The following is a 24,229-nucleotide window of genomic DNA, read 5'->3' as shown; positions in this document are numbered from 1 at the left end:
GTCGACTGTTAGTCGACTGCTCTTCACCGGATGCCCGAAAATCCCGCGCTGCGCGCGCGAGTCGACTGACAGTCGACTCTACCCTCTCCGGCATCGATTTCGCGTTTCAGCAATTCAGGCGTCGAGCAGGTGCGCGCTCAGCGCTTCGCCATCCGCCCCCGGCAGATGCGGCAGTCGCCCCCAGTACGGCATCGGCAGGCGCTGCTGCAGTGTGGCGATGTTTTCATCCTGGCGCTGCATCGCCGGGTCGATGTGGTTGCCGATCCAGCCCAGGCACTCCACGCCGCTGGCCTGCAGCGATTGCGCGGTCAGTCGCGCGTGGTTGACGCAGCCCAGCCGCATGCCCACCACCAGCAACACCGGCAACCGCAATGCGCGCACCAGGTCGAGCTGGTCGAGCGTGGCCGAGACCGGCGCCAGCCAACCGCCAACACCCTCCACCACCACCACATCGGCCTGTGCACGCAGACGTTCGAACGCCGCCATGATCGGCGCCAGCTCCACCTGCACGCCATCCTCGGCGGCGGCCAGTTCCGGCGCCAGCGGCTGGCGCAGCGCATACGGGTTCAGGTCGGCATAGTCCGGCACCGGCCAACTGGCCGCCTGCAGCGCCAATGCATCCTCGTTGCGCAGGCCCTGGCCCAGGTCCTCGCTGCCGCTGGCCACCGGCTTCATGCCGACCGCGCGCAGTCCGCGCCGGCGCAGCGCATGCAGCAGTGCAGTGCTGGCCGCAGTCTTGCCGATCTCGGTATCGGTGCCGGTGACGAACAGGGCGGGCGGCAGCGTGGCGGGCAACGGCATCGACGGGCTCCAACGGGGCAACAGAGCGTGCATTATCGCCGGCCCGGCGCGCTTGCTAGACTGCAGGCATGTTCGCCAATGCCTCGCTCACCGGCAGCAAGCCGGAACAATACGCCCAGCTGCTGGAACAGGCCCGTGGCCTGGTCTACGCCGAGTCCGACCGCATCGCCAACGCGGCCAACCTCTCGGCACTGGTCTACCACGCCCTGCCCGACCTGAACTGGGTGGGCTTCTACCTGTACGACGGCAAGGAGCTGGTGGTCGGCCCGTTCCAGGGCCTGCCGGCCTGCGTGCGCATCCCGCTGGACAAGGGCGTGTGCGGTGCCGCCGCCAGCCAGCGCGTGACCCAGCGCGTGGACGACGTCGATGCCTTCCCCGGCCACATCGCCTGCGATTCGGCCTCGCGTTCGGAGCTGGTGGTGCCGCTGCTGCGCGGTGATGAACTGATCGGCGTGTTCGATATCGACAGCCCGAAGGTCGGCCGCTTCGATGCCGACGATCAGGCCGGCCTGGAAGCCATCGCCCGCGTGTTCATCGAGGCGCTGGGATGAGCGCACCGAAGCTGCGCAACATCGGCCCCAAGAGTGCGGCGTGGCTGCGCCAGGTCGGCCTGCGCAGCCGCGAAGACCTGGTTGCGATCGGTGCCGTGGGCGCCTTCGTCAAGGTCAAGCGCGCCGGCTTCAGGCCCAGCCTGAACCTGCTGTACTCACTGGAAGGCGCACTGCTGGACTGCCACTGGCAGGAACTGAGCGAGCCGCAGCGTGAGGCGCTGGTGCAGGATTACGAAGCGCGCATCGCCGCGCATCCGCTGAAGGCAGCCGGCCCGGCGTCGGGCCCGGTGCATGAGCAGCGCTTCGATGCTGACGATGACGCTGAGGACAGCGTGGCCGAGCGCGCGGACGAGGATTGACGGGTAGTGCCGGCCGCAGGCCGGCAACCTCAGGAACGTTACAAAGATCGTGCAGTTGCCGGCCAGCGGCCGGCACTACCGATGGGTTACGGCTGCTGCAGCTCCAGCAACTCGCCCACCAGCCCGACCTCACCGCGTTCCAGCCACACCCGCAGGCGCGTGCCGTGGTCGATGCGCAGGGCCCAGCACAGCGACATCGGCAGGCCGCAGACCTGCGACAGCACCATGCGCAGCGGGCCACCATGGCTGACCACCAGCGTCGGTACCGGATCGTCATCATCGAGCAGGCGATCCAGCGCGCGCGCAATGCGCCGCTCGAAGTGGCCCCAGCTTTCACCGTTCGGCGGCGGGAACGCGTGCGGGTCGGCATGGAAGGCGGCCAGTGCATCCTCCGGCAGGTCGAACAGCGACTGCCCGTCCCAATCGCCGAAGTCCAGCTCTTCCCATTCCTCGTCCGCTTCCACGTCCAGCCCACGCGGGGTGGCCAGGGCCATCGCCGTGTGCAGCGAGCGCAGCCGCGGCGAACTGATCACCCGCTCCCAGGGCTGCGCGGCGTAAGCGTCGACCAGTTCCTGCGGCAGGCGGGCCAGCTGCGGCGGATCACTGCGGCCATCGAGGAACTCATCGCGACCGTTGCCGGCATGGCGGACCAGGTCGAGGATCATGCGCAAGTCCTGTACAGGCAACGCGGGAACAGCGGGAAACGGGCGGACATCGGCAACGGCACCACGGGATCGAGGGACCATTCTAAAGGCACAGCAAAGGCAGTCGAACACGTTCGACACTACGGGCCGCCTGCGATGCCGTAGACTGCGCGCACTTCCAGGTGACCTGCGGCCACGGCCGGCAGGTTGAAACGGGAAGCCGGTGACGCGTGATTCCACGCCATGCCGGCGCTGCCCCCGCAACGGTAAGCACGTCAGTTCCAGGCAACAACGCCACTGTGCCGCAAGCATGGGAAGGCGCCTGGACGGTGGCCTCGCGCCACCCGGCGGCAAGCCCGGAGACCGGCCCGGAAGCCTCAGGTCGCGATGCGGTGGGCATGGCGCTGGATGACGTGGCCTGTGCTGCGGCATCGGCGCGTGCCTGCCTTCGCGGCTCCTCCCCTTCGCCACGCGGGCGTGCGTGGCACCTGGAGTCCCCCATGAAGCTGCAGTCCCGAATGCTGTCCCTGGCCGTGCTGGCCGCCCTGCCCGCGCTGGCCCAGGCCGCCGATGACACCACCGCGCTCGACCAGATCCTGGTCACCGCCACCCGCACCCCCATCGCGCTGCAGGACAGCATCGCGCCGGCGCAGGTGATCGACCGCGCGCAGATCGAATCCAGCCAGGCCACCTCACTGCAGGAGCTGCTGCGCGGCCGCGCCGGCATCAACCTGACCAATGCCGGCGGCCTCGGCAAGCAGAGCTCGCTGTTCCTGCGCGGTACCAACTCGGGCCACACCGTGGTGCTGGTCGATGGCGTGCGCATCAACAGTGCCGACCTCGGCCTGGCCATGTACCAGGACCTGCCGCTGGCGCAGATCGAGCGCGTGGAAATCGTGCGTGGACCGCAGTCGAGCCTGTACGGCGCCGACGCCATCGGTGGCGTGATCCAGATCTTCACCCGCCGCAACCAGGGCGATTTCGCCCCGCACTTCCAGCTTGGCGTTGGCAGCAACGGCCTGCGTGAAGCCAGCGGTGGCATTGGCGGTGGTACCGAGCGCGGCTGGTTCGGTGCCGACATCGCCTACCAGCATTCCGATGGCATCGATGCCTGCCGCGGCTCGGCCACGCTGTTCGCCGGCTGCTTCGCCGACGAGCCCGACCGCGACGGCTACCGCAACCTGTCCAAGAGCCTGCGCGGTGGCTACACCTTCAACGACCAGTGGAACGTGGAAGGCAGCGCCCTGCGCGCCGACGGCAAGAACCATTACGACGGCTACTACAACTATTCGGAAACCCGCCAGCAGGTGCTGGCCGGCAAGGTGCGCTACACCCCTTCCGAGCGCCTGGCATTCACCGCAAACGTCGGCCGCAGTGACAACGAGTCGGACAACTTCGGTGATTTCGGTGCCCGTGGCAGCGCACAGACCCACCGCGACAGCGCCTCGCTGCAGGGCGACATCATGCTGGCCGAAGGTCAGCTGCTGAGCGCAGGCGTGGACTGGAGCGAAGACAACCTGGATGGCAGCAGCGCGGGCTACCTCGTCGACAGCCGCCGCAACACCGGCGTGTTCGTGCAGTACCAGGGCCGCTTCGGCCGCCACCAGCTGCAGGCCAGCGCGCGCAATGACGACAACCAGCAGTTCGGCAACCACGCCACCGGCAGCGTTGGCTGGGCCATGGAACTGGGCGACGGCCTGCGCGTCAACGCCAGCTACGGCACGGCGTTCAAGGCACCGACCTTCAGCGATCTGTACGACCCGTGGAGCGGTGTGCCGACGTTGAACCCGGAGAAGTCCAAGAGCGCCAACCTGGGCGTTTCGCAGCAGGGACAGGGCTGGCACTGGGGCCTGGACGTATATGAAACCCGCATCGATGATCTGATCACCTACGATGCGGCGACCTTCAAGATGCAGCAGGTGGAGAAGGCCCGCATCCGCGGCGCCGAACTGACCGGTGGCGTGCTGCTGGCCGGCTTCGACATCAACGCACAGCTCAGCTACACCGACCCGCGCAACCGCACCGGCGGCAGCACCCAGTTCGACAACTGGCTGCCGCGCCGTGCACAGCAGACCGCGCGCCTGGACGTCGACCGCCGCTTCGGCGATTTCCGCGCCGGCCTGACCGTGCAGGGTGCCGGCAAGCGCTACGACGATGCCGCAAACGCGGTGAAGGTGGGAGGTTACGGCACGCTGGATCTGCGCGCCGAATACGCGCTGACGCCGTCGTGGTCGCTGCTGGCGCGTGCCGCCAACGTGTTCGACCGTAGGTATGAGACGGTGGCGTGGTTCAACCAGCCCGGCCGCGAGTACCAGCTGAGCGTGCGTTACCAGCCGAAGTGACCGCAACGGTCATGGTAGTGCCGGCCGCTGGCCGGCAACATCATGACCTTCGGCAACGCGTTCCGGGTTGCCGGCCAGCGGCCGGCACTACCCCCTGCTTCAGCCCCGCAACCCCGGCAGTTCACGCAGGTCGTCGATCACCGCCACGGCATGCGCGGTGGCCAGGTCCAGGCCGCGCGGGTAGCCGTAACGCACCAGCGCGATCGGCATGCCGGCATCTTCGGCGGCGCGGTAGTCGGTCAACGAATCCCCCACCATCAGACAGGCGTCCACCGGCAGCCCGAAGTGCGCGGCGATGTGCCGCAGCGGCTCACCGCTGGGCTTGCGCTGCGGCAGCGAGTCGCCCCCCAGCACCAGCGCAAACACATCACCGATACCCAGGTGCTGCAGCAGCGGCGGCACCAGCGCTTCGGGCTTGTTGGTGCAGATCGCCAGCGGCACGTTGCGTGCACGCAGTTGTGCCAGCGCTTCACCCACGCCATCGAACAGGCGCGGGCTGCGCAGCAGGCATTCGCGGTAGTGCACCATGAAGATCGGCATCACTTCGGCCAGGTCGATCACGCGGCCGACCGCCTGCAGGGCCTGCTCGACCAGGCGGCGCACACCGTCGCCGATCCAGCCCAGTACCGTGGTTTCCGGTACGCGTGCCACACCGATGTCCTCCAGCGTGCGGTTCAGCGCTTCGGCGATATCAGCTGCGCTGTCGACCAGCGTGCCATCAAGGTCGAACACGACCAGCGGATAGGGATACGACAAGGGACGGCACCTGCATGACGTGGGGCCGTCCATTGTACGCCGCTGGTTTTTGCACCGATCCGCCTCAACCGATGCGGCGCGCGCGGGTAGCCAGGAACGTGGGCAGGTAGCGGTCGATCAGGAAACGCGGCTGCGGCTGCCAGTCTTCCATGAAGCGATCGATGATGAAGCCGGCATCCAGCTGCCCGCCGATCAGTTCGGTCAGGCTGTGGCCGAAGGTCAGCGCATCGCCGCGGGCGAGTTTCGCCTCACGTTCTGCGGCGGGCAGGTCTTCCAGGTCCGAATAGGGAATGGCGTACTGCGGCCGGATCAGGCCCTGCGCATCGAGCTGCGGATCGCGCGCGCCGACGAACAGCACCGGGTTGTAGAAGCTGGCCATCAACATGCCATCGCGCGCCAGCACGCGGCGGCATTCGGTCCACACCGGGCGCACGTCGGGTACGTACAGGTTGGAGATCGGATGGAACACCACATCAAAACTGTCGTTGGCGAACACGTGCAGATCGCGCATGTCGCCCTGCACCGTGCGCAGCTGCAGGCCATCGCGCGCCGCCACGCTGCGGTCCTGTTCCAGCTGCCCGTCGGAGAGATCGAACACGGTGACGTCGGCGCCCGCAGCGGCCAGCACCGGTGCCTGCTGTCCACCGCCCGAGGCCAGGCACAGGATGCGGCGGCCGCGCACATCACCCATCCAGTCCAGCGGCAACGCGCGGGGCGTCAGGTGCACCTGCCAACGGCCTTCGCGCGCGGCGGCAATCGTTGAACTTTCCACCGGGCGCGACCATTCGCGCACTTCGCTGGCCTGGCGGTCCCAGGCAGCACGGTTGTGGTCAATCAAGGCCTGTCCATGGTTCATGTGTTCTCCTTGCCCGGTGGGCGCCAATCCAGATCCTGGAAGGCCGGGCTGGCGAAGCACTCGCCCAGGAAATCCAGGAATCGCCGCATGATAGCGGGCTGCTGGCGCCGTGACGCGTACACGGCATGAATGCCGAGTTCGTCCAGACTGAATTCAGGCAGCAGTTCGATCAGCTCACCACTGCGCAGCAGCGGCGCCACCTGGTAGGTCGGCAGCATGGCGATACCGGCACCGGCCCGCACCGCCTCCAACAGCAGCGAGGCCTCGTTGGCGCTGATGTTGCCGCCTACCGCCACCGACAGCGAACGGCCGTCTCGGTGCAGCTGCCACAGGCTCTTGCCGACGTAATGGTGGGTCAGGCAGTTGTGCGCGGCCAGATGCTCGGGGGCGGTCGGCGTGCCGCGTGCCTGCAGGTAGGACGGCGTCGCGCACAGCACCGAGCGGCAGGTGGCCAGCCGCCGTGCGATCAGGCTGGGGTCGATCTGGCGCGCAATGCGCACGGCCAGGTCCACCCGCTCCTCCACCAGGTTCACCGTGCGGTCGACCAGCAGCAGCTCGATGCGCGCCGCCGGATGGCGCGCAACGAAGCCGGCCACCGCCCGTGCCAGATGGCTCTGCCCGAACGACACACTGGCGGTCACCCGCAACGTGCCGTGCGGCTCGGGATCATCGCTGGCCAGCTCGCCCTGCAGTTCTTCGCCGATCGCCAGCATCTGCCGGAAGCGCGCCAGCGCCGCCTCACCGGGGCCGGTCAGGCTGACCCGACGCGTGGTCCGGTGCAGCAGGCGCGCCCCCAGCCAACCCTCGACCTCGGCCAGGTAGCGGCTGACCATCGCCCGCGACATGTCCAGCACCTCGGCGGCGGCGGTGAGGCTGCCGCGCTCGGCCACCTCGACGAACACGGTCATGGCGGTCAATCGGTCCATATGCTCGATCCATGCAACAAACAAGCGCGTTATACGCTGTTTTTCGATCAACTGCAGCAGCCTAGAGTGGCCCCATTCCCACCCCACACCGCCCCACGGAGTCCTGCATGAAAATCGCCCTCGTTGGTTCCACCGGCAACATCGGCCGCCAGATCGCCCGCCACGCGCTGGCCCGCGGCCACGAACTCACTGTCATCGTGCGCAGCGCGCAGGACCTTCCGGCAGAACTGGCCGGCGCCCATCCGGTGATCGCTTCGCTGGATGACCAGGACGCGCTGGTTGCCGCCATCGCCGGCCACGACGTGCTGGCCAGTGCCTACGGCCCGCGCCCGGGCGATGACATCGGCCGCGTCGGCGAGGTCGCCGCGCAGCTGGCTGCCGTCGCACGCAAGGCCGGCGTGCCGCGCCTGGTGGTGGTCGGTGGTGCCGGCAGCCTGGAGGTCGCCCCCGGCGTGCAGCTGGTCGATACCCCCAGCTTCCCGGAGGCCTACAAGCCCTACGCGCTGGCCCACCGTGAAGCGTTCAACCGCCTGCAGGCAGTGGACGACCTGGACTGGACCTTCTTCTCGCCGGCCGCCGAAATCGGCCCGGGCGAAGAGCGCGGCCAGTACCGCGTGCAGCCCAAGGCTTTCCTCGCCGACGCCAGCGGCCACAGCCGCATCAGCTACGCCGACTACGGCGCCGCGTTCGTCGCCGAGCTGGAAGCGCACCAGTACCCGAAGCAGATCATCACTGCGGCGTACTGATCCACGCACGTCCCTTGTAGAGCCAAGCCCGCGCTCGGCTCTACGCGAACCTGCAGCCGGGCATTGGCCCGGCTCTACACAAGGAATTCCCATGCGTACCGCTGCCCTGCTGCTTCCCCTCGCCCTGGCCGCCACCTTCACCAGTGCGCCGTTGCTTGCTGCATCGGCCTCCTCCCCGGCGCCGGCCACGGCGACGAATTCCCAACTCCACCTGCAGACCTTCCATCCCGGCCCGCAGGCGATGTTCTCGGTGTCCTCGGTGCTGATCGAAGGCCGCCACGATGCGATCCTGGTCAACGCGCAGTTCGGCGCCAGCGACGCGCGCAAGCTGGTCGAGCTGATCCGCGCCAGCGGCAAGCAGCTGACCACGATCTACATCAGCCACGGTGATCCGGACTATTACTTCGGCCTGGCCACCCTGCAGGACGCCTTCCCGCAGGCACGCATCGTCGCCACCGCGCAGACCGTCGCCCATATCCAGCAGACCCAGGCCGGCAAGCTGGCCTACTGGGGACCGAAGATGGGCGCCGACGTGCCGGCACGCATCGTGGTGCCACAGGTACTGGACGGCGACGCCCTGCAGCTGGAAGGCCAGCGCCTGCCGCTGATCGGCCTGGATGGCCCGACCCCGGACCGCACGGTGCTGTGGGTGCCGTCGCTGCGCGCGATCGTCGGTGGTATTCCGGTGGTAGCCGGCGAGCACGTGTGGATGGCCGATACGCAGACGCCGAAGTCGCATGCCGACTGGCTGCAGACCCTGCAGCGGCTGCAGGCACTGAAGCCGAAGGTGGTGGTGCCGGGTCACTACGCGCCGGGAATGGCGCTGGATGCCAGTGCGTTGCGCTTCACCGCGGACTACATCCGCGCGTTCGATGTTGAGGCGGCAAAGGCGAAGGACAGCGCGGCGCTGGTGAAAGCGATGCAGGCGCGCTACCCGAAGCTGGCGGGCGTGGAGTCGCTGGAATTGAGTGCGAAGGTGGCCAAGGGCGAGATGCAGTGGCCTTAAGGTGAAGGGTTGTTTTGCAGGGCTGCGCCCTGCACCTGCTCAATGCAACGGCAACGCAACGGCAACAGCTGGATATCTGTAGGTTGGCGGGGTGGGTCCGGTTGCGGGGGACGCCGTGAATCCGTCCATGGAGGCTCGGTCGCCGCATCCATGCGGCTCGCGCCCCCGCAACCGGACCCACCCCGCCTTCGACAGGTTCCCGCTGCTGTTGGTGGGTGCTGACCGTTGGTCGGCACGCGGCTGTTGGTAGGTGTCGACCTTGGTCGACACATGCATCAGGTCCGTGGGGAATCGTTCGTTGCGTGCTCGAACAATTCCCCCTGCACCACCGGCTCCTTTTCGCGGAAGCCACCGAGTCCGACACCCACCAGCCGGTAGCGGGTCTCCGCCGGCAGGTCGACGCGGGCGCGCAGGGCCAGCGCGATGTCGCGCAGTTCTTCCATCGATTCCGGCGGGCGCTCCGGGGTGAAGCTGCGGGTGAGGATGCGGAACTGCGCGGTCTTCAGTTTCAGCACCACGGTGTGGCCGACGCGTTCGGTCTTGCGCGTGGCATTCCAGGTCTTCTCCGCCAGCTGCACGATGGCCTCACCCAGATCTTCCAGCGGCAGATCCTCGGCGAAGGTGTCTTCGGAGGAAATCGACTGCACCTGCTGGTCCGGCTCCACCGGCCGTTCATCGATGCCGCGTGCGCGGTTGTACAGGCTGCGGCCGAAACTGCCGAACGCCTCTTCCAGATCGATCAAGGCCCACTGCCGCAGGTCGCCGCAGGTGACGATACCGCGTGCGGCCAGCTTGCCTTCCATCACCTTGCCGACGCCGGGCACCCGGTTCACCGGCAACGGCAGCAGGAACGCATCCACCCGCTGCGGGGGGATCACGAACTGGCCATCGGGCTTGCGCCAGTCCGAAGCGATCTTGGCCAGGAACTTGTTCGGCGCGATCCCGGCTGAAGCAGTCAGGTTCGTTTCCTCGCGGATCTGCGTGCGGATGGTACGGGCGATGTCGGTGGCCAGTTCGATACCGCTCTTCGGCTCGGTCACGTCCAGGTAGGCCTCGTCCAGCGACAACGGCTCGACCAGGTCGGTGTGACGCAGGAAGATCTCGCGCACGTGGCGTGACACCGCCTTGTAACGCGCGAAGTCCGGCGGCACGAAGATCGCATCCGGACACAGGCGTTCGGCACGCAGCGCCGGCATCGCCGAGCGCACGCCGAACACGCGGGCCTCGTACGAGGCCGCGCACACCACCGAGCGTGCGCCGCGCCATGCCACAACCACCGGCTTGCCGCGCAGTGACGGATCGTCGCGCTGCTCCACCGACGCGTAGAACGCGTCCATGTCGACGTGGATGATCTTGCGCAGTCGGGTCATGTCAGGCGGAAAGGGCGGGGGCGTGCCGAACGGGCCACACGCCGAAGTATGGTCGTTGCACATCAACAGGATGCGCGTATTCCATTGAAAACACTACGGTTGCGTACGGTTGAAATGTTTGATCGGCGCAGTTTCCACGGGCATCCTCGAGCGCTTGTTTCCCTGTTTCCCCGCTTCCAGGATTGTGCTTCATGACCCGTCTCCACGCGTTCAACCGCGAACAGCTGCTGGCCAGCGCACGCGGTGAACTGTTCGGCGCCGCCGCCGGCCGTTTGCCCAACGATCCGATGCTGATGTTCGACCGCATCACCGACATCCGCGAGGACGGCGGACCGCATGGCAAGGGCATGGTACGCGCCGAACTGGATATCCGCCCGGACCTGTGGTTCTTCGGCTGCCACTTCATCGGCGACCCGGTGATGCCCGGCTGCCTCGGCCTGGATGCCATGTGGCAGCTGACCGGCTTCTTCCTCACCTGGCTGGGCGCCCCCGGCAAGGGCCGCGCACTGGGCTGCGGCGAGGTGAAGTTCACCGGCCAGGTACTGCCGGAGGCCAAGCGGGTGCGCTACGAGATCGACATCAGCCGCGTCATCAACCGCAAGCTGGTGATGGCCCAGTCGGACGCGCGCATGTACGTGGATGACCGCGAAATCTACAGCGCGCGCGACCTGCGCGTCGGCCTGTTCACTGAAACCGGGAGCTTCTGATGCGTCGCGTCGTCATCACCGGCATGGGCATCACGTCCTGCCTCGGCAATGATCTGGATACCGTTTCGGCCGCGCTGCGCGAAGGGCGCTCGGGCATCACCGCCCTGGCCGACCACGCCGAAGCCGGCCTGCGCAGCCAGGTTGGCGGCCGTGTCGACCTCGACCTGGACGCATTGATCGACCGCAAGCAGAAGCGCTTCATGAGTGATGCGGCAGCCTTCGCCTACCTGTCCATGCGCGATGCCATCGCCGATGCCGGGCTCAGCCCCGAGCAGGTCAGCAACCTGCGCACCGGCCTGATCGCCGGTTCCGGTGGCGGCTCCAGCGAGTGGCAGATCGGCGCGGTCGACCTGCTGCGCGAACGTGGTGTGCGCAAGGTCGGCCCGTACATGGTGCCGCGCACGATGTGCTCGACGGTCTCGGCCTGCCTGGCCACCGCCTACCAGATCAAGGGCGTCAGCTATTCGCTGTCGGCCGCCTGCGCGACCTCGGCACACTGCATCGGCGCCGCCGCGGACATGATCCGCCATGGCGCTCAGGACATCATGTTCGCCGGTGGCGGTGAAGACCTGCACTGGTCGATGAGCGTGATGTTCGATGCGATGGGCGCGCTGTCGACCAGCTTCAACGAGACCCCGGCCAGCGCCTCGCGTCCGTACGACAAGGACCGCGACGGCTTCGTCATCGCCGGTGGCGGCGGCATGCTGGTGCTGGAGGACTACGACCACGCCGTTGCGCGCGGCGCGCACATCCATGCCGAGCTGATCGGCTATGGCGTGACCTCCGACGGCGCCGACATGGTCGCGCCGTCCGGCGAAGGCGCGGTGCGCTGCATGAAGATGGCGCTGCAGGGCGTCGATCGCCCGCTGGACTACCTCAACACCCACGGCACCTCGACGCCGCTGGGCGACGTCACCGAGCTCAATGCGATCCGCGAAGTGTTCGGTGATGCGGTGCCGCCGCTGTCCTCGACCAAGGCGCTGTCCGGACATTCGCTGGGTGCGGCCAGCGTGCACGAGGCGATCTACTGCCTGCTGATGATGCGCGATGGCTTCGTCGCCGGTTCGGCCAACATCGGCGAACTGGACCCGAAGGTGGAGAGCTTCCCGATCCTGCGCGAAAGCCGCGAGCAGAAGCTGGATACGGTGATGTCCAACAGCTTCGGCTTCGGTGGCACCAACGCCGCGCTGGTGTTCGGGCGGGTGTGATGGGGCAGGTGTGCCGACCAACGGTCGGCACCCACCAACGGATGTAGAGCTGAGCCATGCTCGGCTGCATTGAAAAGCGTGCCAACCAAGGTTGGCACCTACCGAAGCATTAACGCCGCGCTGGTGTTCGGGCGGGTGTGATGGGGCAGGTGTGCCGACCAACGGTCGGCACCCGTAGAGTCGAGCTTGCTCGACTCCATTGAAAGAAAAGCGTGCCAACCAAGGTTGGCACCTACCGGGGCATTGGGCGTGCCAACCAAGGTTGGCACCTACCGGGGCATTAGGGTGTGCCGACCAACGGTCGGCACCCACCGTCAGGGGCGGTCGGCACCTACCGGTTACCTCGGCAGCAGCGGCAGCAGCAGCGCGTGCGCGTCCACCAGCGAGCCGACGATGCGGTGGCCCAGTGCGCGCAGCTCTTCGTCAGGATGCACCAGGTCCGGCACCTGGATCACGGTCATGCCGGCGGCCAATGCCGCGCGCGTACCGGCCGGTGAGTCTTCCAGCGCCAGGCAGCGTTCCGGGGCCTGGCCCAGCCGCTGCGCGGCCAGCAGGTAGATGTCCGGCGCCGGTTTCGGCCGCGCCACGTCGCCACTGGTGATCACCGCATCGAAATACGGCAGCAGGCCGGCAGCGGCCAGCTTGCGGTTGGCCCGCGGCTGCCGCGTGGTGGTTGCCACTGCACGCGGTACCGCGTGCGCCTTCAACAGCTCCAGCAGCTCCAGGATGCCTGGCCGCAGCGGCAGACCGGTCTGCGTGCGTGCTTCGTACAGCTCATGGCAACGTGCCGCCACTGCGTCGATCACGCTGTCCTCGATGCCCTGCGCGCGCAGCAGCGCGTGCGTGTCACGGTCACCAAGGCCGACCATGCGCAGGAACACCGCCTCGTCCAGGCCCAACCCGAATTCGTCGGCGGCCTCGCTCCAGCAGGCCAGCGAGACCCGCTCGCTGTCGATCATCAGGCCGTCCATGTCGAAGATGACGGCGTCGGGGAGGAACGGCAGCGCAGCGATGGTGGTCATGGAGCGAACAGCGTATCCAGGTCGGTGGAAGTGAGCTGCCGCCATTGCCCCTCGTCCAGTCCCTGCAGGTCCAGCCCGCCAACACGACTGCGGTGCAGGGCCTGCACGTGGTTGCCGGTGGCGGCGAACATGCGGCGTACCTGATGGTAGCGGCCTTCGTGCAGCACCAGGCGCGCGCGACGCGCATCCAGCACTTCCAGTTCAGCCGGCAGCAGGGGCGTCTTCTCGGACTCCAGCATCAGCGTACCGCTGGCGAACAGCGCTACCTCGTCGCCGCGCAGGTCGTCGTTCAACTCGACCTCATAGACTTTCGGCAGCTTCGACTTCGGCGAGATGATCCGGTGCAGCAGGCTGCCATCGTCAGTCAGCAGCAGCAGGCCACTGGTCTCGCGGTCGAGGCGGCCCACCGTGGACAGCACCGGATCGCGGTCGCGGAAGCGCGGCGGCAGCAGGTCGTAGATCAGGCGGCCGGTGTCCTTGGTCGAACAGGTGTAGCCGGCCGGCTTGTGCAGCGCGATCGACAGGCCCACCGGCGGGTCCAGCGGCTCGCCATCGACCCGGATTGCCTCGTGCGGCACCTGGTCGTCGGCATACAGCACCTCGCCGTCGGCGTCGGTGACGCGGCCTTCGCGGAACATCCACTGCACCTGCTTGCGGCTGCCGTAGCCCAGGTTGGCGATGAGCTTGACCAGCTTCACTTGCCCTTCCCCTTCACCGCTTCCACCAGCTTGAAGCCATCGCGCTCGGCGACCACGCGCACCGCGCCAAAGCTCTCGTTGAGCGTGTACTCGTACGGCAGATGGCGGTTGGCCACTACGTACAGGCGTCCGCCCGGGCGCAGCGCCTGCGCGGCCACGGCGATGAAGCGCTGGCCGATGTCAGGACGGTCGGCGCGCGACGGCGTGTGGAACGGCGGATTGCTGATGATCACGTCGTAGCCCGGCTCGATGCCGGCGGTGACGTCGCGCCACAGGAAGCGCAGCGGCAGCGGGCGCGGCGGTGGTGCCAGGTTCAGTTCGGCCAGGGCCAGCGCGCGCTGCTCGGCTTCGTACAGGTCCAGCGCGGTGATCTTCGGGCAACGCTCCAGCAGCTCGCGCGACAGGTAGCCATAGCCCGCGCCGAGGTCGGCAGCACGCCCGGCCAGGTCGGCCGGCAGGTGCTCGGCCAACAGCGCGGACGCCGGGTCGATGCGATCCCAGGCGAACACGCCCGGGCGGCTGAGGAAACGGCCGCCGACGATTGGCCGCACCGCATCCAGTGCCGACCAGCGCTTGGCCAGGTCGGCGTCGTGCTGGCCCTGCATCGGGGCGGTCCAGTACACGCGGCAGTGGTTCTTGGTCAGGCTGCCGCCGAGGCCGGTCAGCTGCTTGAGGTCACCCTCGCCCGAGCGTGCCCCTTCGTTGTTGGACTGGCAGGCAACGATGCGGCCGCCCTCGGCGACCAGCGCCAGCGCGCGGGCGAACAGCGCGCGGGCTTCCTCACGCTGGCGCGGCGGCAGCACCAGCACCAGCGGGTAGCGGCCCTTGCCGGCCACATCATCCAGCTGGCCGCTGACGGTCCAGCCGGCGGCCTGCTGCAGCGGCTGCGCGAACGGGGCAAAGCTCTGCTCGCAGTGCACCTCGCGGTTGCCGGCCGCTTCGCGCAGCGGCCAGCCGTCGCGGGCACGCAGGAAGGCCACCGGGCCCTCCGGCCAGCGCAGGGCGCCTTGGGAGAACGGCAGGAACAGGGTCTGCAGGGGGGCGTCGTCGCTGGAGGCCATCGGCGCGGGTACTTCAAGCGTGAGGGCCGTCCATTGTACCGGCTTGGCCGGGCCGGCCCCGGCAGCCGCTTTGCGAAACCCGAACGGGGCCTTGATCTGCCAGCAACATTGGAACGTTCAGGGTAGAGGCTCCCCCGGAAACCCAGGAGAACCTGCATGCGAGCCTTGTTCGTCGGTGGCGTGGTCGACAACAGTGAAATGGACCTGGAAGGCAGCCATCCGCCCGTGCATTACCCCGAGGACACCGGCGGCGGCCACTCACGCTACCGGCTGCACCAGGTCGGTCATGGCGCCGACGGCAGCGTGGCCTATGCGGTGTACGGCGCACCGGATCTGGCCGATGACGAAGTGGCCCGGGTGGCGGAAGAACGCGCCTATGCGCGCCGGTTCGAGGCGACGCCGACGTTGTTCGAGCATTGACACACCGGTAGCGCCCGAGCCCACGCTCGGGCGACGGCGCAGCCGAGCGTGGGCTCGGCTCTACATCCGATCAAGGCGCCCTGGGTGGCAGGCGGTCGACGCTGGCGATTTCATCCAGCCACACATGATGCTGTTGCACCGGCGTGTCGTAGTCATCCAGGCGCAACTGGCCGTTGCTGCCTTCGTCGCCGGCTTCGTTGCGGTACTGCTGCACGGTCGGTTTCACCGCCACGGTGCCGAGCAGGCGGCGGCCATCGTGCAGGGTCAGCTGCACCTGCGTTTCGCCCTCCAGCTGCGGCAGCAGGGCTTCCAGGCGCGCGATCTGCGCCGGATCGGTATGGATGCGGGGAGCTGTACGGGACATCGGCGACCTCCTGTGAATGCTCAATGCAGCGCGCTGTCGGCGCGCGGCACCTGTACCTTGCGCACGGCCGACACTAGCTGCGCCACCGAATAGGGCTTGGCGACGTGCTCCTGGAAGCCAGACGCCAGCGCTCGGCGCCGGTCATCGGCACGCGCCAGTGCGGTCACGGCCACCGCCGGCAGCGTCAGCGCGTCCACGCCCATGTCCTCGCGCAGCGTGCGCACCAGGCCATAGCCATCCATGCCCGGCATGCCGATGTCGGTCAGCATCACGTGGTACTGCAGATGCCCGGTATCGGCCAGCAGCGCCAGCGCTTCACCGGCCGAGCTGGCTGCCGACACGCTCGCGCCCTGCTCTTCCAGCATGCGCCGCAGGTACTCCAGCACTTCCGGCTGGTCTTCCACCGCCAGCACGTGCATGCCACGCAGCGGATACGGCTCGACGATCACCGGCTCCAGGATCGGCCCGCTGATCACTTCGCGCAGTGGCCGCCGTTCGGCATCGGGAATGTGCTGCGGCAGGCGTACGGTGAAGGTGGCGCCGTGGCCATGGCCCTCGCTGGCAGCGGTGACGGTACCGCCATGCAGTTCGACCAGCTGCTGCACGATGGCCAGGCCCAGGCCCAGGCCGCCATGGCGTCGGGTGGTGGTGCCATCGGCCTGGCGGAAACGGCTGAACAGGTGATTGAGGAATTCGGGCGCAATACCGTCGCCGGTGTCACGCACGGTGATCACCCAGTGGTTGCCGTCGGCCTGCAGCTGCAGGTCGATGCGGCCTTCGGCCGGGGTGAACTTGATTGCATTCGACAGCAGGTTCCACAACACCTGCTGCAGACGGGTGGCATCGCCCAGCACCAGGCAGGGCTGCTCGGGCAGCAGCAGGCTCACGTCCAGTGCCTTGCCTTCGGCGACCAGCTCCTGCGCGCCGATGGCTTCGCCCAGCAGGTCGCGCAGGTCCAGTATCTCCACCTCCAGCTGCACCTTGCCCAGCAGCATGCTGCTGAGGTCGAGCATGTCCGAGATCAGCCGCTTCTGCGCACCGGCGCTGTTGGCGATCACATTCAGGCCCTTGTACAGCGGGCTGGTGTTGTCCACGCGCTGCAGCAGCAACTCGCTCCAGCCGAGGATGGTGGTCAGCGGCGTACGCAGCTCATGCGACAGCGTGGCCAGGAATTCGTCCTTCAGCCGCGCCATGTTCTCGGCGGCGCTGCGCGCGGCACGCTCGGACTGCAGCAACTCCTCACGGGCCAGTTCGATCTCGCGGCGTTCGGTCACGTCCGGGCTGCTGCCGGCCAGGCCGATGAAGCGGCCCATCCGCGAGAAGCGCGGGCGTGCGTTCATTTCCAGCCAACGCCATTCGCCATCGGCGCGCCGGGCCCGCACCAGCGCATGCATCGACCGCTGCGCCTTCAGTGCTTCCTGCAGTTCGTACTCGAACACCGATGCATCGTCCGGATGCACCAGGCCGCGCCAGACATCTTCCGGCACGCGTGTTTCGTCACCGCCGAAGAACTCACTGAAAGCGCTGTTGACGAAACGCGCATGGCCGCGCTCGTCGAGCACCCACACCGGCATCGGCAGGCCGTCGGCCAGCGCACTGAAGCGGGCTTCGCTTTCGCCCAGCTCCACTTCCATCTGCTTGCGTGCGGTGATGTCGAAGAACAGGATGCCGACCTTGTCCTCGCCCGGACGGCCCACGCGCACCGCATCGACCGCGAACGAACGGCCCAGCGCACGCGCTTCCATCTCGAACTGGGCGGGGCGGCCACTGCGCGCGACTTCGCCGTAGATGCGGAACCAGTCTTCCTCGTGATTCGGCTCCAGCAGGCTCATGCGCTGGCCGCAGGCGTCCTTCAGGCCGGTGTGCCGTTCGAAGGCATCGTTGACCTCGATGAAACGGTAATCCACCGCGCGGTCCCCCTCGAACAGCACCTGGATCACGCAGAAACCCGCGTTGATGCGCTCAAGCACGCCATGATGCAGGTCGGGTTCGGGCGCCGGCACCATCATCGGCGGGCGCTCCACTAGGGGCGGCAGTGTGGACAAGGGCGTCTATGCAGGCCGGATTGGAAGCACAGCATCTTCCAAAGCGCGTATTCACAGCGTCAAGCGACATCAGTCATGGTTGACGTCGATGAATTGGCGGCAACCACCCTTGCGCGCGACGCAATCGGCCATTGCGGCGGTCCGGCCACAGGATCACACTCGATCCGTGATCAACATCGTCCCCAGCTCGGGGACGCAGGAGACCGTCATGAAACGCTCACTCGCGATTGCCCTGCTGGCAGGCGCCCTGGTGGCGGGCGGCGCCAGCGCTGCACCGCGCACCGTGACCGATGCGGACGCGCCGCGCGCATTGCAGGCCGATGGCCCGGTCAGCGTGAAATGGGAGGATCCGGCCAAATTCACCGAGATCCGCCAGAGCACCAACCGCTTCGAAGCCGAACGCGGTGACTGGGTACAGCAGCTGGCCCGCTACCTGCAGACCACCGCTGCCAAGCCGCTGCAGCCTGGGCAGACCCTCGATGTGACCCTGGTGGACATCAAGCGTGCCGGTGACTACGAGCCGTGGCACGGCCCACGTGGCCGCGACATCCGGATCATGCGCGACATCTACCCGCCGCGGATCAGCCTGCAGTACACGTTGAAGGACGCCAGCGGCCGTATCGTCAGCGAGGGCGATGCGCGCCTCAGCGATACCGGTTACCTGCACAACCTGGGGCTGAGGAGCGACAGCGATCCGCTGCGCTACGAGAAGCGCCTGATCGATGACTGGGTCAGGCGCCAGCTGGCCAGCCAGGCGACCGCCGCGCGTTAGGCCCCTCGGTAGGTGTCGACCTTGGTCGACACGCATTCACGGTGCCGACCAAGGTCGGCTGCTACCAGAGCCGCGCATGGCGACCGCTGCGCGCCAAGCCCTCGGTAGGTGTCGACCTTGGTCGACACGCATTACACGGCGCCGACCAGGGTCGGCCGCTACCAGAGCCGCGCATGGCGACCGCTGCGTGCCAAGCCCGACGGTAGGTGTCGACCTTGGTCGACACGCATTCACGGTGCCGACCAAGGTCGGCCGCTGACCGGAGCCGAGCGTGGGCTCGGCGCTACACGTACACCTTCGCCACGCGCTTGACCGCGCACGGCAGCTGGTACGCGCTCACGCCACAGCGCGGCGCCAGCTCGGACAGCGTCGGTGCGCTGCCCCACAGTTCCACCACGCTGCCGATGCCGGCCTGCGCATGCGCGGTCAGGTCCACCGTCAGCATGTCCATCGACACGCGCCCGATCAGCGCACCGGGCTGGCCGTCGATCAGCACCGGGGTGCCATTCGGGGCGAACTGCGGATAACCGTCGGCATAGCCGAGTGCGACCACACCCACGCGGGTGCGCGCCTTGGCCACAAAGCGGGCGCCATAGCCCACCGGCTCACCCGCCTCGATCCAGCGTTCGGCGATCACCTTTGACTGCATCGTCATCACCGGGCGCAGGCGCTCGGTCAGTGCTGTGTTGTCCGGCAGCGGGTTTGCGCCATACAGCATCAGGCCCGGGCGCACCCAGTCACTGCGCACGTCCGGCCAGCCCAGCAGCGCCGGCGAGTTGCACACGCTGGTCTCGCCGTGCAGGCCCTCGATGGCCCGCGCGAAAGTCGCCGCCTGTTGGTGGGTGCGTTCGCTGTCCAGCTCGTCAGCGCGCGCCAGGTGGGTCATCAGCACGATGCGCTCGACCTGCGGCAGCGCCGACAGGCGTGCATGCGCGGCACGGAAGCTGTCCACGTCCAGGCCGAGGCGATGCATGCCGCTGTCCAGCTTCAGCCACACCGTCAACGGGCGCGGGCTGTCGAAGGCGGCGACGGCCTCCAGCTGCCACGGCGAACCAACGGCGAACCAGAAATCATGCTCGGCCACCAGCGCCATGTCGCTGGGTTCGAAGATGCCTTCCAGCAGAAGGATCGGCGCACGGATGCCGGCCTGGCGCAGTTCCAGCGCCTCTTCGATGGTGGCCACGCCGAAACCATCGGCCTCGCCTTCCAGCGCCTGCGCACAGCGCACCGCGCCATGCCCATAGGCGTCGGCCTTGATGATCGCCAGGGCCTTGCCACCGCCCAGTTCACGGGCGAGCCGGTAATTGCTGCGCAGGGCGCCCAGATCGATCAGCGCGCGGGCAGGACGCATGTGCGGTTCTCTTGTTGCGGCGCGTGACCGTACTGGCCGTAGCGGAAAATATCCAGGCCTTCGGTGCTGATCTGCGGCTGGCGCGCGCTCATCAGGTCGGCCAGGTAGCGGCCCGAGCCGCACGCCATGGTCCAGCCCAGCGTGCCGTGGCCGGTGTTGAGGTACAGATTGCGGAACGGCGTGGCGCCGATCACCGGCGTACCGTCCGGCGTGGCCGGGCGCAGGCCGGTCCAGAACTGCGCACGCGACAGGTCACCGCCCTTCGGGTAGAGGTCGCTGACCACCAGCTCCAGGGTTTCACGGCGGCGCTGCGACAGCGACAGGTCGAAGCCGGCCACTTCGGCCATGCCACCGACACGGATGCGGTCGTCGAAACGGGTGACCGCCACCTTGTAGCTTTCATCGAGGATGGTCGAGGTCGGTGCCATCGCCGGATCCGTGATCGGCAGGGTCAGCGAATAGCCCTTCAGCGGGTACACCGGCAGGCGCATGCCCAATGGTGCGACCAGCGCCGGCGAATAGCTGCCGAGCGCGACCACGAAGCGGTCGGCGGTTTCCAGCTTGCCGTCGATGCGCACGCCGGTGATGCGGTCGCCATCGAACTCCAGGCCGGTGATGTCCTGGTCGAAGCGGAACTCGACACCAGCATCCACGCACATCTGCGCCAGGCGGCGGGTGAACAGCTGGCAGTCGCCGGTCTGGTCACGCGGCAGGCGCAGCGCGCCGACCAGGCCATCGACATGGGCCAGCGCCGGTTCGGCCTGGATGATGCCGGCGCGGTCCAGCACCTCGTACGGCACGCCGTACTGGGCCAGGATCTCGATGTCCTGCGCCGAGGCATCCAGCTGCTGCTGGGTGCGGAACAGCTGGGTGGTGCCCAGGTCGCGGCCTTCGAATTCGATGCCGATCTGCGCGCGCAGCTCGTTCAGGCAGTCGCGGCTGTACTCGGACATGCGCACCATGCGCGCCTTGTTGATCGCGTAGCGCTCATGGGTACAGTTGCGCAGCATCTGCCACAGCCAACGGTACTGGGCCAGGTCCATGCCCGGCTTGATCGCCAGCGGTGCGTGCTTCTCGAACAGCCAGCCGATCGCCTTCTTCGGCACGCCCGGGGCCGCCCACGGCGAGGTGTAGCCGAACGACAGCTGGCCGGCATTGGCGAAGCTGGTTTCCAGCGCCGGTCCGGGTTGGCGGTCGATGACCGTGACTTCAAACCCGGCCTGTCGCAGGTACCAGGCACTGGTGGTGCCGATCACGCCGCTGCCGAGAACTAGGACTCGCATGGGACTTCTCCAACCCGATCATTCCCTGCACTGGAGCGTGCCGGGACCATAATTGGGGAAGTATAGACAGCCATTCCCAGTTGATTTGCCTGTTTTGAAATCAACCGGCAGGATGTTCTCCTGCAATTCATTCCCCAAGGTTGACGGCCATGGCCACCCGTATCCGCGAACTGGACAAGATCGACCGCAAGATCCTGCGCATCCTGCAGGCCGAGGGCCGTATCTCCTTTACTGAGCTGGGCGAGCGGGTCGGCCTGTCGACCACGCCGTGCACCGAGCGCGTGCGTCGATTGGAGCGCGAAGGGGTTATCACCGGCTACCACGCCCACCTCGACCCGGCTGCGGTGAAGGCCAGCCTGCTGGTGTTCGTCGAGATCAGCCTGGCCTACAAGTCCGGCGACATCTTCGAGGAGTTCCGGCGCGCGGCGCTGAAGCTACCCAACGTACTGGAGTGCCACCTGGTGTCGGGCGACTTCGATTACCTGCTGAAGGCGCGGATCAGTGAAATGGCCTCCTACCGCAAGCTGCTCGGCAGCACCTTGCTGACGCTGCCGCATGTACGTGAGTCGAAGAGCTACATCGTGATGGAAGAGGTGAAGGAAACGCTGAGCCTGCCGATTCCGGATTGAGGCGTTCGCAGGATGGGGTCAGAGCCCGCTGCGCGGGATCCGACCCCTGGGTCCGTCAGCGCTGCTGCGGATGCTTCTGCGAGCGCTGTTCCTGCTGCTTGCCGCCCTTGTGCTGCTGCGGCTCCATCTGCTGCTGTTGTTGCTGCTGCTGTTGCTGCGGATTACGGCCCTGCGTTTCCTTGCCGGGATGACGGCTCTGCTGGTTTTTCATGATCGCGATCCAGTGGACGAAGGAGATGCGGCGGCGGAATGCCGACGCAGGGCCACGGTGGTCCCGGAACGGTTAATCGCAGGCGAAAAAGCAGTGATCTCCAGGAGGCTGTTTTCGTGCGTTCAGTCCGCACAGCGTGCGGTCGCTGCCCACCCGGGTTGGCACCAGTGGTCAGCGCTTGATCTGCTGGCCGTCACCGGCCGGCACGCTGTCGTAATAACGGCCGGTACGCGAGTCGAATACGCGGTTCGGGCCGGCCGGGCGCACGCCCGGCACGATGCGGCCATTGCGGTCATAGACCTTGTCGGCCGGCTTCGGTACCGGCGCCGGCGCGATCCGGGCGGGGCCGGTGGACTTGATCGGCTGCGCCGGCTGCGGCGACGGCAGTACCTGCGGCTGCGGGCGGGCGGCCTGCGGTGGCGGCACCACCGGCTGCGGTGCCACGGTGGTGGCACTGCGGGTAGCGGTCGGGTCGGCGGTGGGCACCTGCGCCAACGCCAGCGTGGGCAACAGGGCCATCAACAACAGGGACAGGGTCGGTTTCATGTCACGCTCCGGCGTGGATCGCATTCACCTTGCGCCTGCACCTGTGTGCCGCCCATGAACGGCCATCACACTTGCAAGCGCGCGCCGGCATCCCCACGTTTTCCGGCATCCCCAGGCCATCGACCCCACGGAGCGCCGCCATGACTGCCTTCGACCTGACGCCCCCCACCGCCACCCAGACCGAGGCGCTGGTTGCCGGTCTCAGCAGCGAGGAACGCCGCGTGCTGCTGCAGCACGGCACCGAGGCGCCGTTCTGCGGCGTATTCCTCGACAACAAGCGCGAGGGCGTCTATTGCTGCCGTCTGTGCGCACTGCCGCTGTTCCGCTCCAGCACCAAGTTCGATTCCGGCACCGGCTGGCCCAGCTTCTTCGCCCCCTTCGACCCGGCGCACGTGCGCGAGATCCGCGATACCAGCCACGGCATGGTCCGCACCGAGATCACCTGCGCGCGCTGCGGCAGCCACCTGGGCCACGTGTTCCCGGACGGTCCGCCGCCCACTTACGAGCGCCACTGCCTGAACTCCGTCTCACTTTCGTTCACCGGCAATGGCGAGCCCTGGCCCGACCCGTTGCAGCGTGGCGGCGCCGAAAGCGGCGTAGCGGGCTGAGACACCCCGCTGACCGATTTCACAGAATTCCCTCTTCAGAAAATCGGGCGACGGGCCGACAAGGAGATATCCCCTCTCCTTGCGTCGCCCCATGCTCATCATCGTTGGATTCCTGGTCGTCATCATCAGCGTGATCGGGGGCTATCTCGGTGCCCACGGCCGCCTGGGTGCCCTCTGGCAGCCCTACGAGCTGGTCATCATCGGCGGCGCCGCGCTCGGCGCCTTCCTGGTCGGTACCCCGGCCAAGACGGTCAAGCAGACCCTGCAGGCCATGGTCGGCGTGTTCAAGGGCCCGCGCTACAAGCAGCAGGACTACATCGACGTCCTCAGCCTGCTCTATGAACTGCTCAACAAGGCCCGCCGCGAAGGCTTCATGGCGCTGGAAGACCACGTCGAGCGCCCGGCCGAGAGCGCGCTGTTCGGCAACTACCCCAAGGTGCAGGCCGACCACCACCTGATCGACTTCATCACCGACTGCCTGCGCCTGATGATCGGCAGCAACATCGAGCCGCATGAGCTGGAGCCGCTGCTGGAACTGGAGCTGGAAAAGCACCATGCCGAAGCCATGGCACCGTCGCAGGTGCTGACCAAGGTCGCCGACGGACTGCCCGGTTTCGGCATCGTCGCCGCAGTGCTGGGCATCGTCATCACCATGGGCTCGATCGGCGGCGACATCGTCGAGGTCGGTGGCCACGTGGCCGGCGCGCTGGTCGGTACTTTCCTCGGCATTCTGCTGGGCTACGGCTTCGTCGGCCCGATGGCGGCCGCGATGGAGGCCCGCGCCGAGCAGGACAGCCGCATCTACGAATCGGTGAAGACCGCCCTGCTGGCCTGCCTGCGCGGCTACAACCCGAAGATCGCGCTGGAATTCGCCCGCAAGACGCTGCCGTCGAACGTGCGCCCGGCCTTCTCCGATTTCGAGCAGCACCTGAAGACGGTCAAGTAAG

27 protein-coding genes and 1 riboswitch are annotated in these 24,229 nt (G+C 67.6%); of the genes, 12 read left to right on the top strand and 15 right to left on the bottom strand.

The window, feature by feature from the left end; all coding sequences use genetic code 11:
* Positions 1–114 precede the first annotated feature (114 nt).
* Entirely contained in the window at positions 115–801 is a 687-nt protein-coding gene (gene bioD / locus FQS62_RS02545) for a dethiobiotin synthase (RefSeq protein WP_088480676.1), read from the bottom strand.
* Positions 802–869: 68 nt separating this feature from the next.
* Between bioD and FQS62_RS02540 the strand changes: the two genes are divergently transcribed.
* The gene (locus FQS62_RS02540) at positions 870–1,352 is read left to right on the top strand and encodes a free L-methionine (R)-S-oxide reductase MsrC (protein WP_049444878.1); all 483 of its coding nucleotides are present in this window, start codon (positions 870–872) and stop codon (positions 1,350–1,352) included.
* Entirely contained in the window at positions 1,349–1,711 is a 363-nt protein-coding gene (locus FQS62_RS02535; protein WP_049444877.1) for a TfoX/Sxy family protein, read from the top strand. Before FQS62_RS02540 ends, FQS62_RS02535 begins: the two co-directional genes overlap by 4 nt.
* A gap of 86 nt (positions 1,712–1,797) precedes the next feature.
* On the opposite strand, the gene FQS62_RS02530 is transcribed toward FQS62_RS02535, so the two are convergent.
* Complete coding sequence (locus FQS62_RS02530) at positions 1,798–2,376, bottom strand: histidine phosphatase family protein (protein WP_032128728.1); 579 nt, start codon at positions 2,374–2,376, stop codon at positions 1,798–1,800.
* A 142-nt stretch (positions 2,377–2,518) separates the two neighbouring features.
* Positions 2,519–2,742: riboswitch (cobalamin riboswitch) on the top strand.
* A gap of 113 nt (positions 2,743–2,855) precedes the next feature.
* On the opposite strand from FQS62_RS02530, the gene btuB reads away from it, so the two are divergent.
* Entirely contained in the window at positions 2,856–4,697 is a 1,842-nt protein-coding gene (gene btuB / locus FQS62_RS02525) for a TonB-dependent vitamin B12 receptor (protein WP_208044202.1), read from the top strand.
* Positions 4,698–4,796: 99 nt separating this feature from the next.
* Here btuB and gph read toward each other — a convergent pair whose 3' ends face one another.
* The 3 genes from gph to FQS62_RS02510 form a co-directional block, all read right to left on the bottom strand.
* Positions 4,797–5,453 (bottom strand): phosphoglycolate phosphatase, encoded by a 657-nt coding sequence (gene gph / locus FQS62_RS02520; RefSeq protein WP_049444873.1) that lies wholly within the window; start codon positions 5,451–5,453, stop codon positions 4,797–4,799.
* Positions 5,454–5,517: 64 nt separating this feature from the next.
* Complete coding sequence (locus FQS62_RS02515) at positions 5,518–6,309, bottom strand: class I SAM-dependent methyltransferase (RefSeq protein WP_107379062.1); 792 nt, start codon at positions 6,307–6,309, stop codon at positions 5,518–5,520.
* On the bottom strand, positions 6,306–7,235 hold the full coding sequence (locus FQS62_RS02510) for a LysR family transcriptional regulator (protein ID WP_032128732.1): 930 nt from the start codon (positions 7,233–7,235) through the stop codon (positions 6,306–6,308). The genes FQS62_RS02515 and FQS62_RS02510 overlap by 4 nt, the downstream gene beginning before the upstream one ends.
* 107 nt (positions 7,236–7,342) lie before the next feature.
* Here FQS62_RS02510 and FQS62_RS02505 point away from each other — a divergent pair, with 107 nt between their 5' ends.
* Both FQS62_RS02505 and FQS62_RS02500 read left to right on the top strand, forming a co-directional pair.
* A complete protein-coding gene (locus FQS62_RS02505; RefSeq protein WP_049444869.1) occupies positions 7,343–7,981 on the top strand; it encodes an NAD(P)-dependent oxidoreductase in 639 nt (212 codons plus the stop codon).
* A 91-nt stretch (positions 7,982–8,072) separates the two neighbouring features.
* Entirely contained in the window at positions 8,073–8,987 is a 915-nt protein-coding gene (locus FQS62_RS02500) for an MBL fold metallo-hydrolase (RefSeq protein WP_208044203.1), read from the top strand.
* A gap of 275 nt (positions 8,988–9,262) precedes the next feature.
* Here the strand turns inward: FQS62_RS02500 and dinB are convergent, their stop codons facing one another.
* A complete protein-coding gene (gene dinB / locus FQS62_RS02495; RefSeq protein WP_049445937.1) occupies positions 9,263–10,357 on the bottom strand; it encodes a DNA polymerase IV in 1,095 nt (364 codons plus the stop codon).
* Positions 10,358–10,548: 191 nt separating this feature from the next.
* On the opposite strand from dinB, the gene fabA reads away from it, so the two are divergent.
* On the top strand, positions 10,549–11,064 hold the full coding sequence (fabA, locus tag FQS62_RS02490) for a 3-hydroxyacyl-[acyl-carrier-protein] dehydratase FabA (RefSeq protein WP_049445920.1): 516 nt from the start codon (positions 10,549–10,551) through the stop codon (positions 11,062–11,064).
* The gene (fabB, locus tag FQS62_RS02485) at positions 11,064–12,272 is read left to right on the top strand and encodes a beta-ketoacyl-ACP synthase I (RefSeq protein ID WP_049445922.1); all 1,209 of its coding nucleotides are present in this window, start codon (positions 11,064–11,066) and stop codon (positions 12,270–12,272) included. The genes fabA and fabB overlap by 1 nt, the downstream gene beginning before the upstream one ends.
* A 338-nt stretch (positions 12,273–12,610) precedes the next feature.
* On the opposite strand, the gene FQS62_RS02480 is transcribed toward fabB, so the two are convergent.
* From FQS62_RS02480 to FQS62_RS02470, 3 genes are read right to left on the bottom strand one after another with little or no spacing between them, the layout of a single operon-like run.
* On the bottom strand, positions 12,611–13,294 hold the full coding sequence (locus FQS62_RS02480; protein ID WP_049445923.1) for an HAD family hydrolase: 684 nt from the start codon (positions 13,292–13,294) through the stop codon (positions 12,611–12,613).
* Positions 13,291–13,992, bottom strand: coding sequence for a pseudouridine synthase (locus FQS62_RS02475; RefSeq protein WP_049445925.1), 702 nt, complete (start codon positions 13,990–13,992; stop codon positions 13,291–13,293). The genes FQS62_RS02480 and FQS62_RS02475 overlap by 4 nt, the downstream gene beginning before the upstream one ends.
* Positions 13,989–15,053, bottom strand: a complete 1,065-nt coding sequence (locus FQS62_RS02470; RefSeq protein WP_049445928.1) for a class I SAM-dependent methyltransferase — start codon at positions 15,051–15,053, stop codon at positions 13,989–13,991. The genes FQS62_RS02475 and FQS62_RS02470 overlap by 4 nt, the downstream gene beginning before the upstream one ends.
* Before the next feature lie 156 nt (positions 15,054–15,209).
* Between FQS62_RS02470 and FQS62_RS02465 the strand changes: the two genes are divergently transcribed.
* A complete protein-coding gene (locus tag FQS62_RS02465) occupies positions 15,210–15,473 on the top strand; it encodes a hypothetical protein (protein WP_005407925.1) in 264 nt (87 codons plus the stop codon).
* Positions 15,474–15,543: 70 nt separating this feature from the next.
* On the opposite strand, the gene FQS62_RS02460 is transcribed toward FQS62_RS02465, so the two are convergent.
* Both FQS62_RS02460 and FQS62_RS02455 read right to left on the bottom strand, forming a co-directional pair.
* A complete protein-coding gene (locus FQS62_RS02460; protein ID WP_049445930.1) occupies positions 15,544–15,837 on the bottom strand; it encodes a DUF3247 family protein in 294 nt (97 codons plus the stop codon).
* Positions 15,838–15,857: 20 nt separating this feature from the next.
* Positions 15,858–17,846 (bottom strand): hybrid sensor histidine kinase/response regulator, encoded by a 1,989-nt coding sequence (locus FQS62_RS02455; protein ID WP_088480671.1) that lies wholly within the window; start codon positions 17,844–17,846, stop codon positions 15,858–15,860.
* Positions 17,847–18,090: 244 nt separating this feature from the next.
* On the opposite strand from FQS62_RS02455, the gene FQS62_RS02450 reads away from it, so the two are divergent.
* Positions 18,091–18,654, top strand: coding sequence for a DUF3016 domain-containing protein (locus tag FQS62_RS02450; RefSeq protein ID WP_208044160.1), 564 nt, complete (start codon positions 18,091–18,093; stop codon positions 18,652–18,654).
* A gap of 283 nt (positions 18,655–18,937) precedes the next feature.
* Here FQS62_RS02450 and alr read toward each other — a convergent pair whose 3' ends face one another.
* Together alr and FQS62_RS02440 are read right to left on the bottom strand one after the other, a co-directional pair.
* The gene (gene alr, locus FQS62_RS02445) at positions 18,938–20,005 is read right to left on the bottom strand and encodes an alanine racemase (RefSeq protein WP_049443492.1); all 1,068 of its coding nucleotides are present in this window, start codon (positions 20,003–20,005) and stop codon (positions 18,938–18,940) included.
* Complete coding sequence (locus FQS62_RS02440) at positions 19,984–21,288, bottom strand: D-amino acid dehydrogenase (RefSeq protein WP_005412127.1); 1,305 nt, start codon at positions 21,286–21,288, stop codon at positions 19,984–19,986. The genes alr and FQS62_RS02440 overlap by 22 nt, the downstream gene beginning before the upstream one ends.
* A 149-nt stretch (positions 21,289–21,437) precedes the next feature.
* Here FQS62_RS02440 and FQS62_RS02435 point away from each other — a divergent pair, with 149 nt between their 5' ends.
* Entirely contained in the window at positions 21,438–21,917 is a 480-nt protein-coding gene (locus FQS62_RS02435; protein ID WP_019660918.1) for an Lrp/AsnC ligand binding domain-containing protein, read from the top strand.
* A 55-nt stretch (positions 21,918–21,972) separates the two neighbouring features.
* On the opposite strand, the gene FQS62_RS02430 is transcribed toward FQS62_RS02435, so the two are convergent.
* Both FQS62_RS02430 and FQS62_RS02425 read right to left on the bottom strand, forming a co-directional pair.
* Positions 21,973–22,128 carry a lana protein gene (locus tag FQS62_RS02430; RefSeq protein ID WP_208044161.1) on the bottom strand — a complete coding sequence of 52 codons (156 nt, stop codon included), beginning with the start codon at positions 22,126–22,128 and terminating at the stop codon, positions 21,973–21,975.
* 171 nt (positions 22,129–22,299) lie between these two features.
* Positions 22,300–22,674 (bottom strand): hypothetical protein, encoded by a 375-nt coding sequence (locus FQS62_RS02425; protein WP_057501662.1) that lies wholly within the window; start codon positions 22,672–22,674, stop codon positions 22,300–22,302.
* A gap of 140 nt (positions 22,675–22,814) precedes the next feature.
* Here FQS62_RS02425 and msrB point away from each other — a divergent pair, with 140 nt between their 5' ends.
* Together msrB and motA are read left to right on the top strand one after the other, a co-directional pair.
* A complete protein-coding gene (gene msrB, locus FQS62_RS02420) occupies positions 22,815–23,282 on the top strand; it encodes a peptide-methionine (R)-S-oxide reductase MsrB (RefSeq protein ID WP_005412124.1) in 468 nt (155 codons plus the stop codon).
* Positions 23,283–23,373: 91 nt separating this feature from the next.
* A complete protein-coding gene (gene motA / locus FQS62_RS02415) occupies positions 23,374–24,228 on the top strand; it encodes a flagellar motor stator protein MotA (RefSeq protein WP_005407915.1) in 855 nt (284 codons plus the stop codon).
* The last annotated feature ends 1 nt before the right edge of the window (position 24,229 follow it).

The organism is Stenotrophomonas sp. SBJS02, from assembly GCF_020428325.2.
GTDB classification, from domain to species: Bacteria; Pseudomonadota; Gammaproteobacteria; order Xanthomonadales; family Xanthomonadaceae; genus Stenotrophomonas; species Stenotrophomonas africana.
Note: the sequence above shows the minus strand (reverse complement) of the source record. Positions and strands in the feature narration are given on the sequence as shown.

What these genes read in the sequence shown, in the direction of transcription:
- motA (WP_005407915.1), top strand. Translation starts at nt 23,374, where the DNA reads ATGCTCATCATCGTTGGATTCCTGGTCGTCATCATCAGCGTGATCGGG.
- bioD (WP_088480676.1), bottom strand. Translation starts at nt 801, where the DNA reads ATGCCGTTGCCCGCCACGCTGCCGCCCGCCCTGTTCGTCACCGGCACC.
- FQS62_RS02450 (WP_208044160.1), top strand. Translation starts at nt 18,091, where the DNA reads ATGAAACGCTCACTCGCGATTGCCCTGCTGGCAGGCGCCCTGGTGGCG.
- FQS62_RS02440 (WP_005412127.1), bottom strand. Translation starts at nt 21,288, where the DNA reads ATGCGAGTCCTAGTTCTCGGCAGCGGCGTGATCGGCACCACCAGTGCC.
- FQS62_RS02465 (WP_005407925.1), top strand. Translation starts at nt 15,210, where the DNA reads ATGCGAGCCTTGTTCGTCGGTGGCGTGGTCGACAACAGTGAAATGGAC.
- FQS62_RS02425 (WP_057501662.1), bottom strand. Translation starts at nt 22,674, where the DNA reads ATGAAACCGACCCTGTCCCTGTTGTTGATGGCCCTGTTGCCCACGCTG.
- msrB (WP_005412124.1), top strand. Translation starts at nt 22,815, where the DNA reads ATGACTGCCTTCGACCTGACGCCCCCCACCGCCACCCAGACCGAGGCG.
- FQS62_RS02515 (WP_107379062.1), bottom strand. Translation starts at nt 6,309, where the DNA reads ATGAACCATGGACAGGCCTTGATTGACCACAACCGTGCTGCCTGGGAC.
- FQS62_RS02435 (WP_019660918.1), top strand. Translation starts at nt 21,438, where the DNA reads ATGGCCACCCGTATCCGCGAACTGGACAAGATCGACCGCAAGATCCTG.
- FQS62_RS02480 (WP_049445923.1), bottom strand. Translation starts at nt 13,294, where the DNA reads ATGACCACCATCGCTGCGCTGCCGTTCCTCCCCGACGCCGTCATCTTC.
- FQS62_RS02430 (WP_208044161.1), bottom strand. Translation starts at nt 22,128, where the DNA reads ATGAAAAACCAGCAGAGCCGTCATCCCGGCAAGGAAACGCAGGGCCGT.
- FQS62_RS02530 (WP_032128728.1), bottom strand. Translation starts at nt 2,376, where the DNA reads ATGATCCTCGACCTGGTCCGCCATGCCGGCAACGGTCGCGATGAGTTC.
- alr (WP_049443492.1), bottom strand. Translation starts at nt 20,005, where the DNA reads ATGCGTCCTGCCCGCGCGCTGATCGATCTGGGCGCCCTGCGCAGCAAT.
- FQS62_RS02505 (WP_049444869.1), top strand. Translation starts at nt 7,343, where the DNA reads ATGAAAATCGCCCTCGTTGGTTCCACCGGCAACATCGGCCGCCAGATC.
- dinB (WP_049445937.1), bottom strand. Translation starts at nt 10,357, where the DNA reads ATGACCCGACTGCGCAAGATCATCCACGTCGACATGGACGCGTTCTAC.
- FQS62_RS02535 (WP_049444877.1), top strand. Translation starts at nt 1,349, where the DNA reads ATGAGCGCACCGAAGCTGCGCAACATCGGCCCCAAGAGTGCGGCGTGG.
- fabA (WP_049445920.1), top strand. Translation starts at nt 10,549, where the DNA reads ATGACCCGTCTCCACGCGTTCAACCGCGAACAGCTGCTGGCCAGCGCA.
- btuB (WP_208044202.1), top strand. Translation starts at nt 2,856, where the DNA reads ATGAAGCTGCAGTCCCGAATGCTGTCCCTGGCCGTGCTGGCCGCCCTG.
- FQS62_RS02470 (WP_049445928.1), bottom strand. Translation starts at nt 15,053, where the DNA reads ATGGCCTCCAGCGACGACGCCCCCCTGCAGACCCTGTTCCTGCCGTTC.
- fabB (WP_049445922.1), top strand. Translation starts at nt 11,064, where the DNA reads ATGCGTCGCGTCGTCATCACCGGCATGGGCATCACGTCCTGCCTCGGC.
- FQS62_RS02500 (WP_208044203.1), top strand. Translation starts at nt 8,073, where the DNA reads ATGCGTACCGCTGCCCTGCTGCTTCCCCTCGCCCTGGCCGCCACCTTC.
- FQS62_RS02455 (WP_088480671.1), bottom strand. Translation starts at nt 17,846, where the DNA reads ATGATGGTGCCGGCGCCCGAACCCGACCTGCATCATGGCGTGCTTGAG.
- FQS62_RS02510 (WP_032128732.1), bottom strand. Translation starts at nt 7,235, where the DNA reads ATGGACCGATTGACCGCCATGACCGTGTTCGTCGAGGTGGCCGAGCGC.
- FQS62_RS02460 (WP_049445930.1), bottom strand. Translation starts at nt 15,837, where the DNA reads ATGTCCCGTACAGCTCCCCGCATCCATACCGATCCGGCGCAGATCGCG.
- FQS62_RS02540 (WP_049444878.1), top strand. Translation starts at nt 870, where the DNA reads ATGTTCGCCAATGCCTCGCTCACCGGCAGCAAGCCGGAACAATACGCC.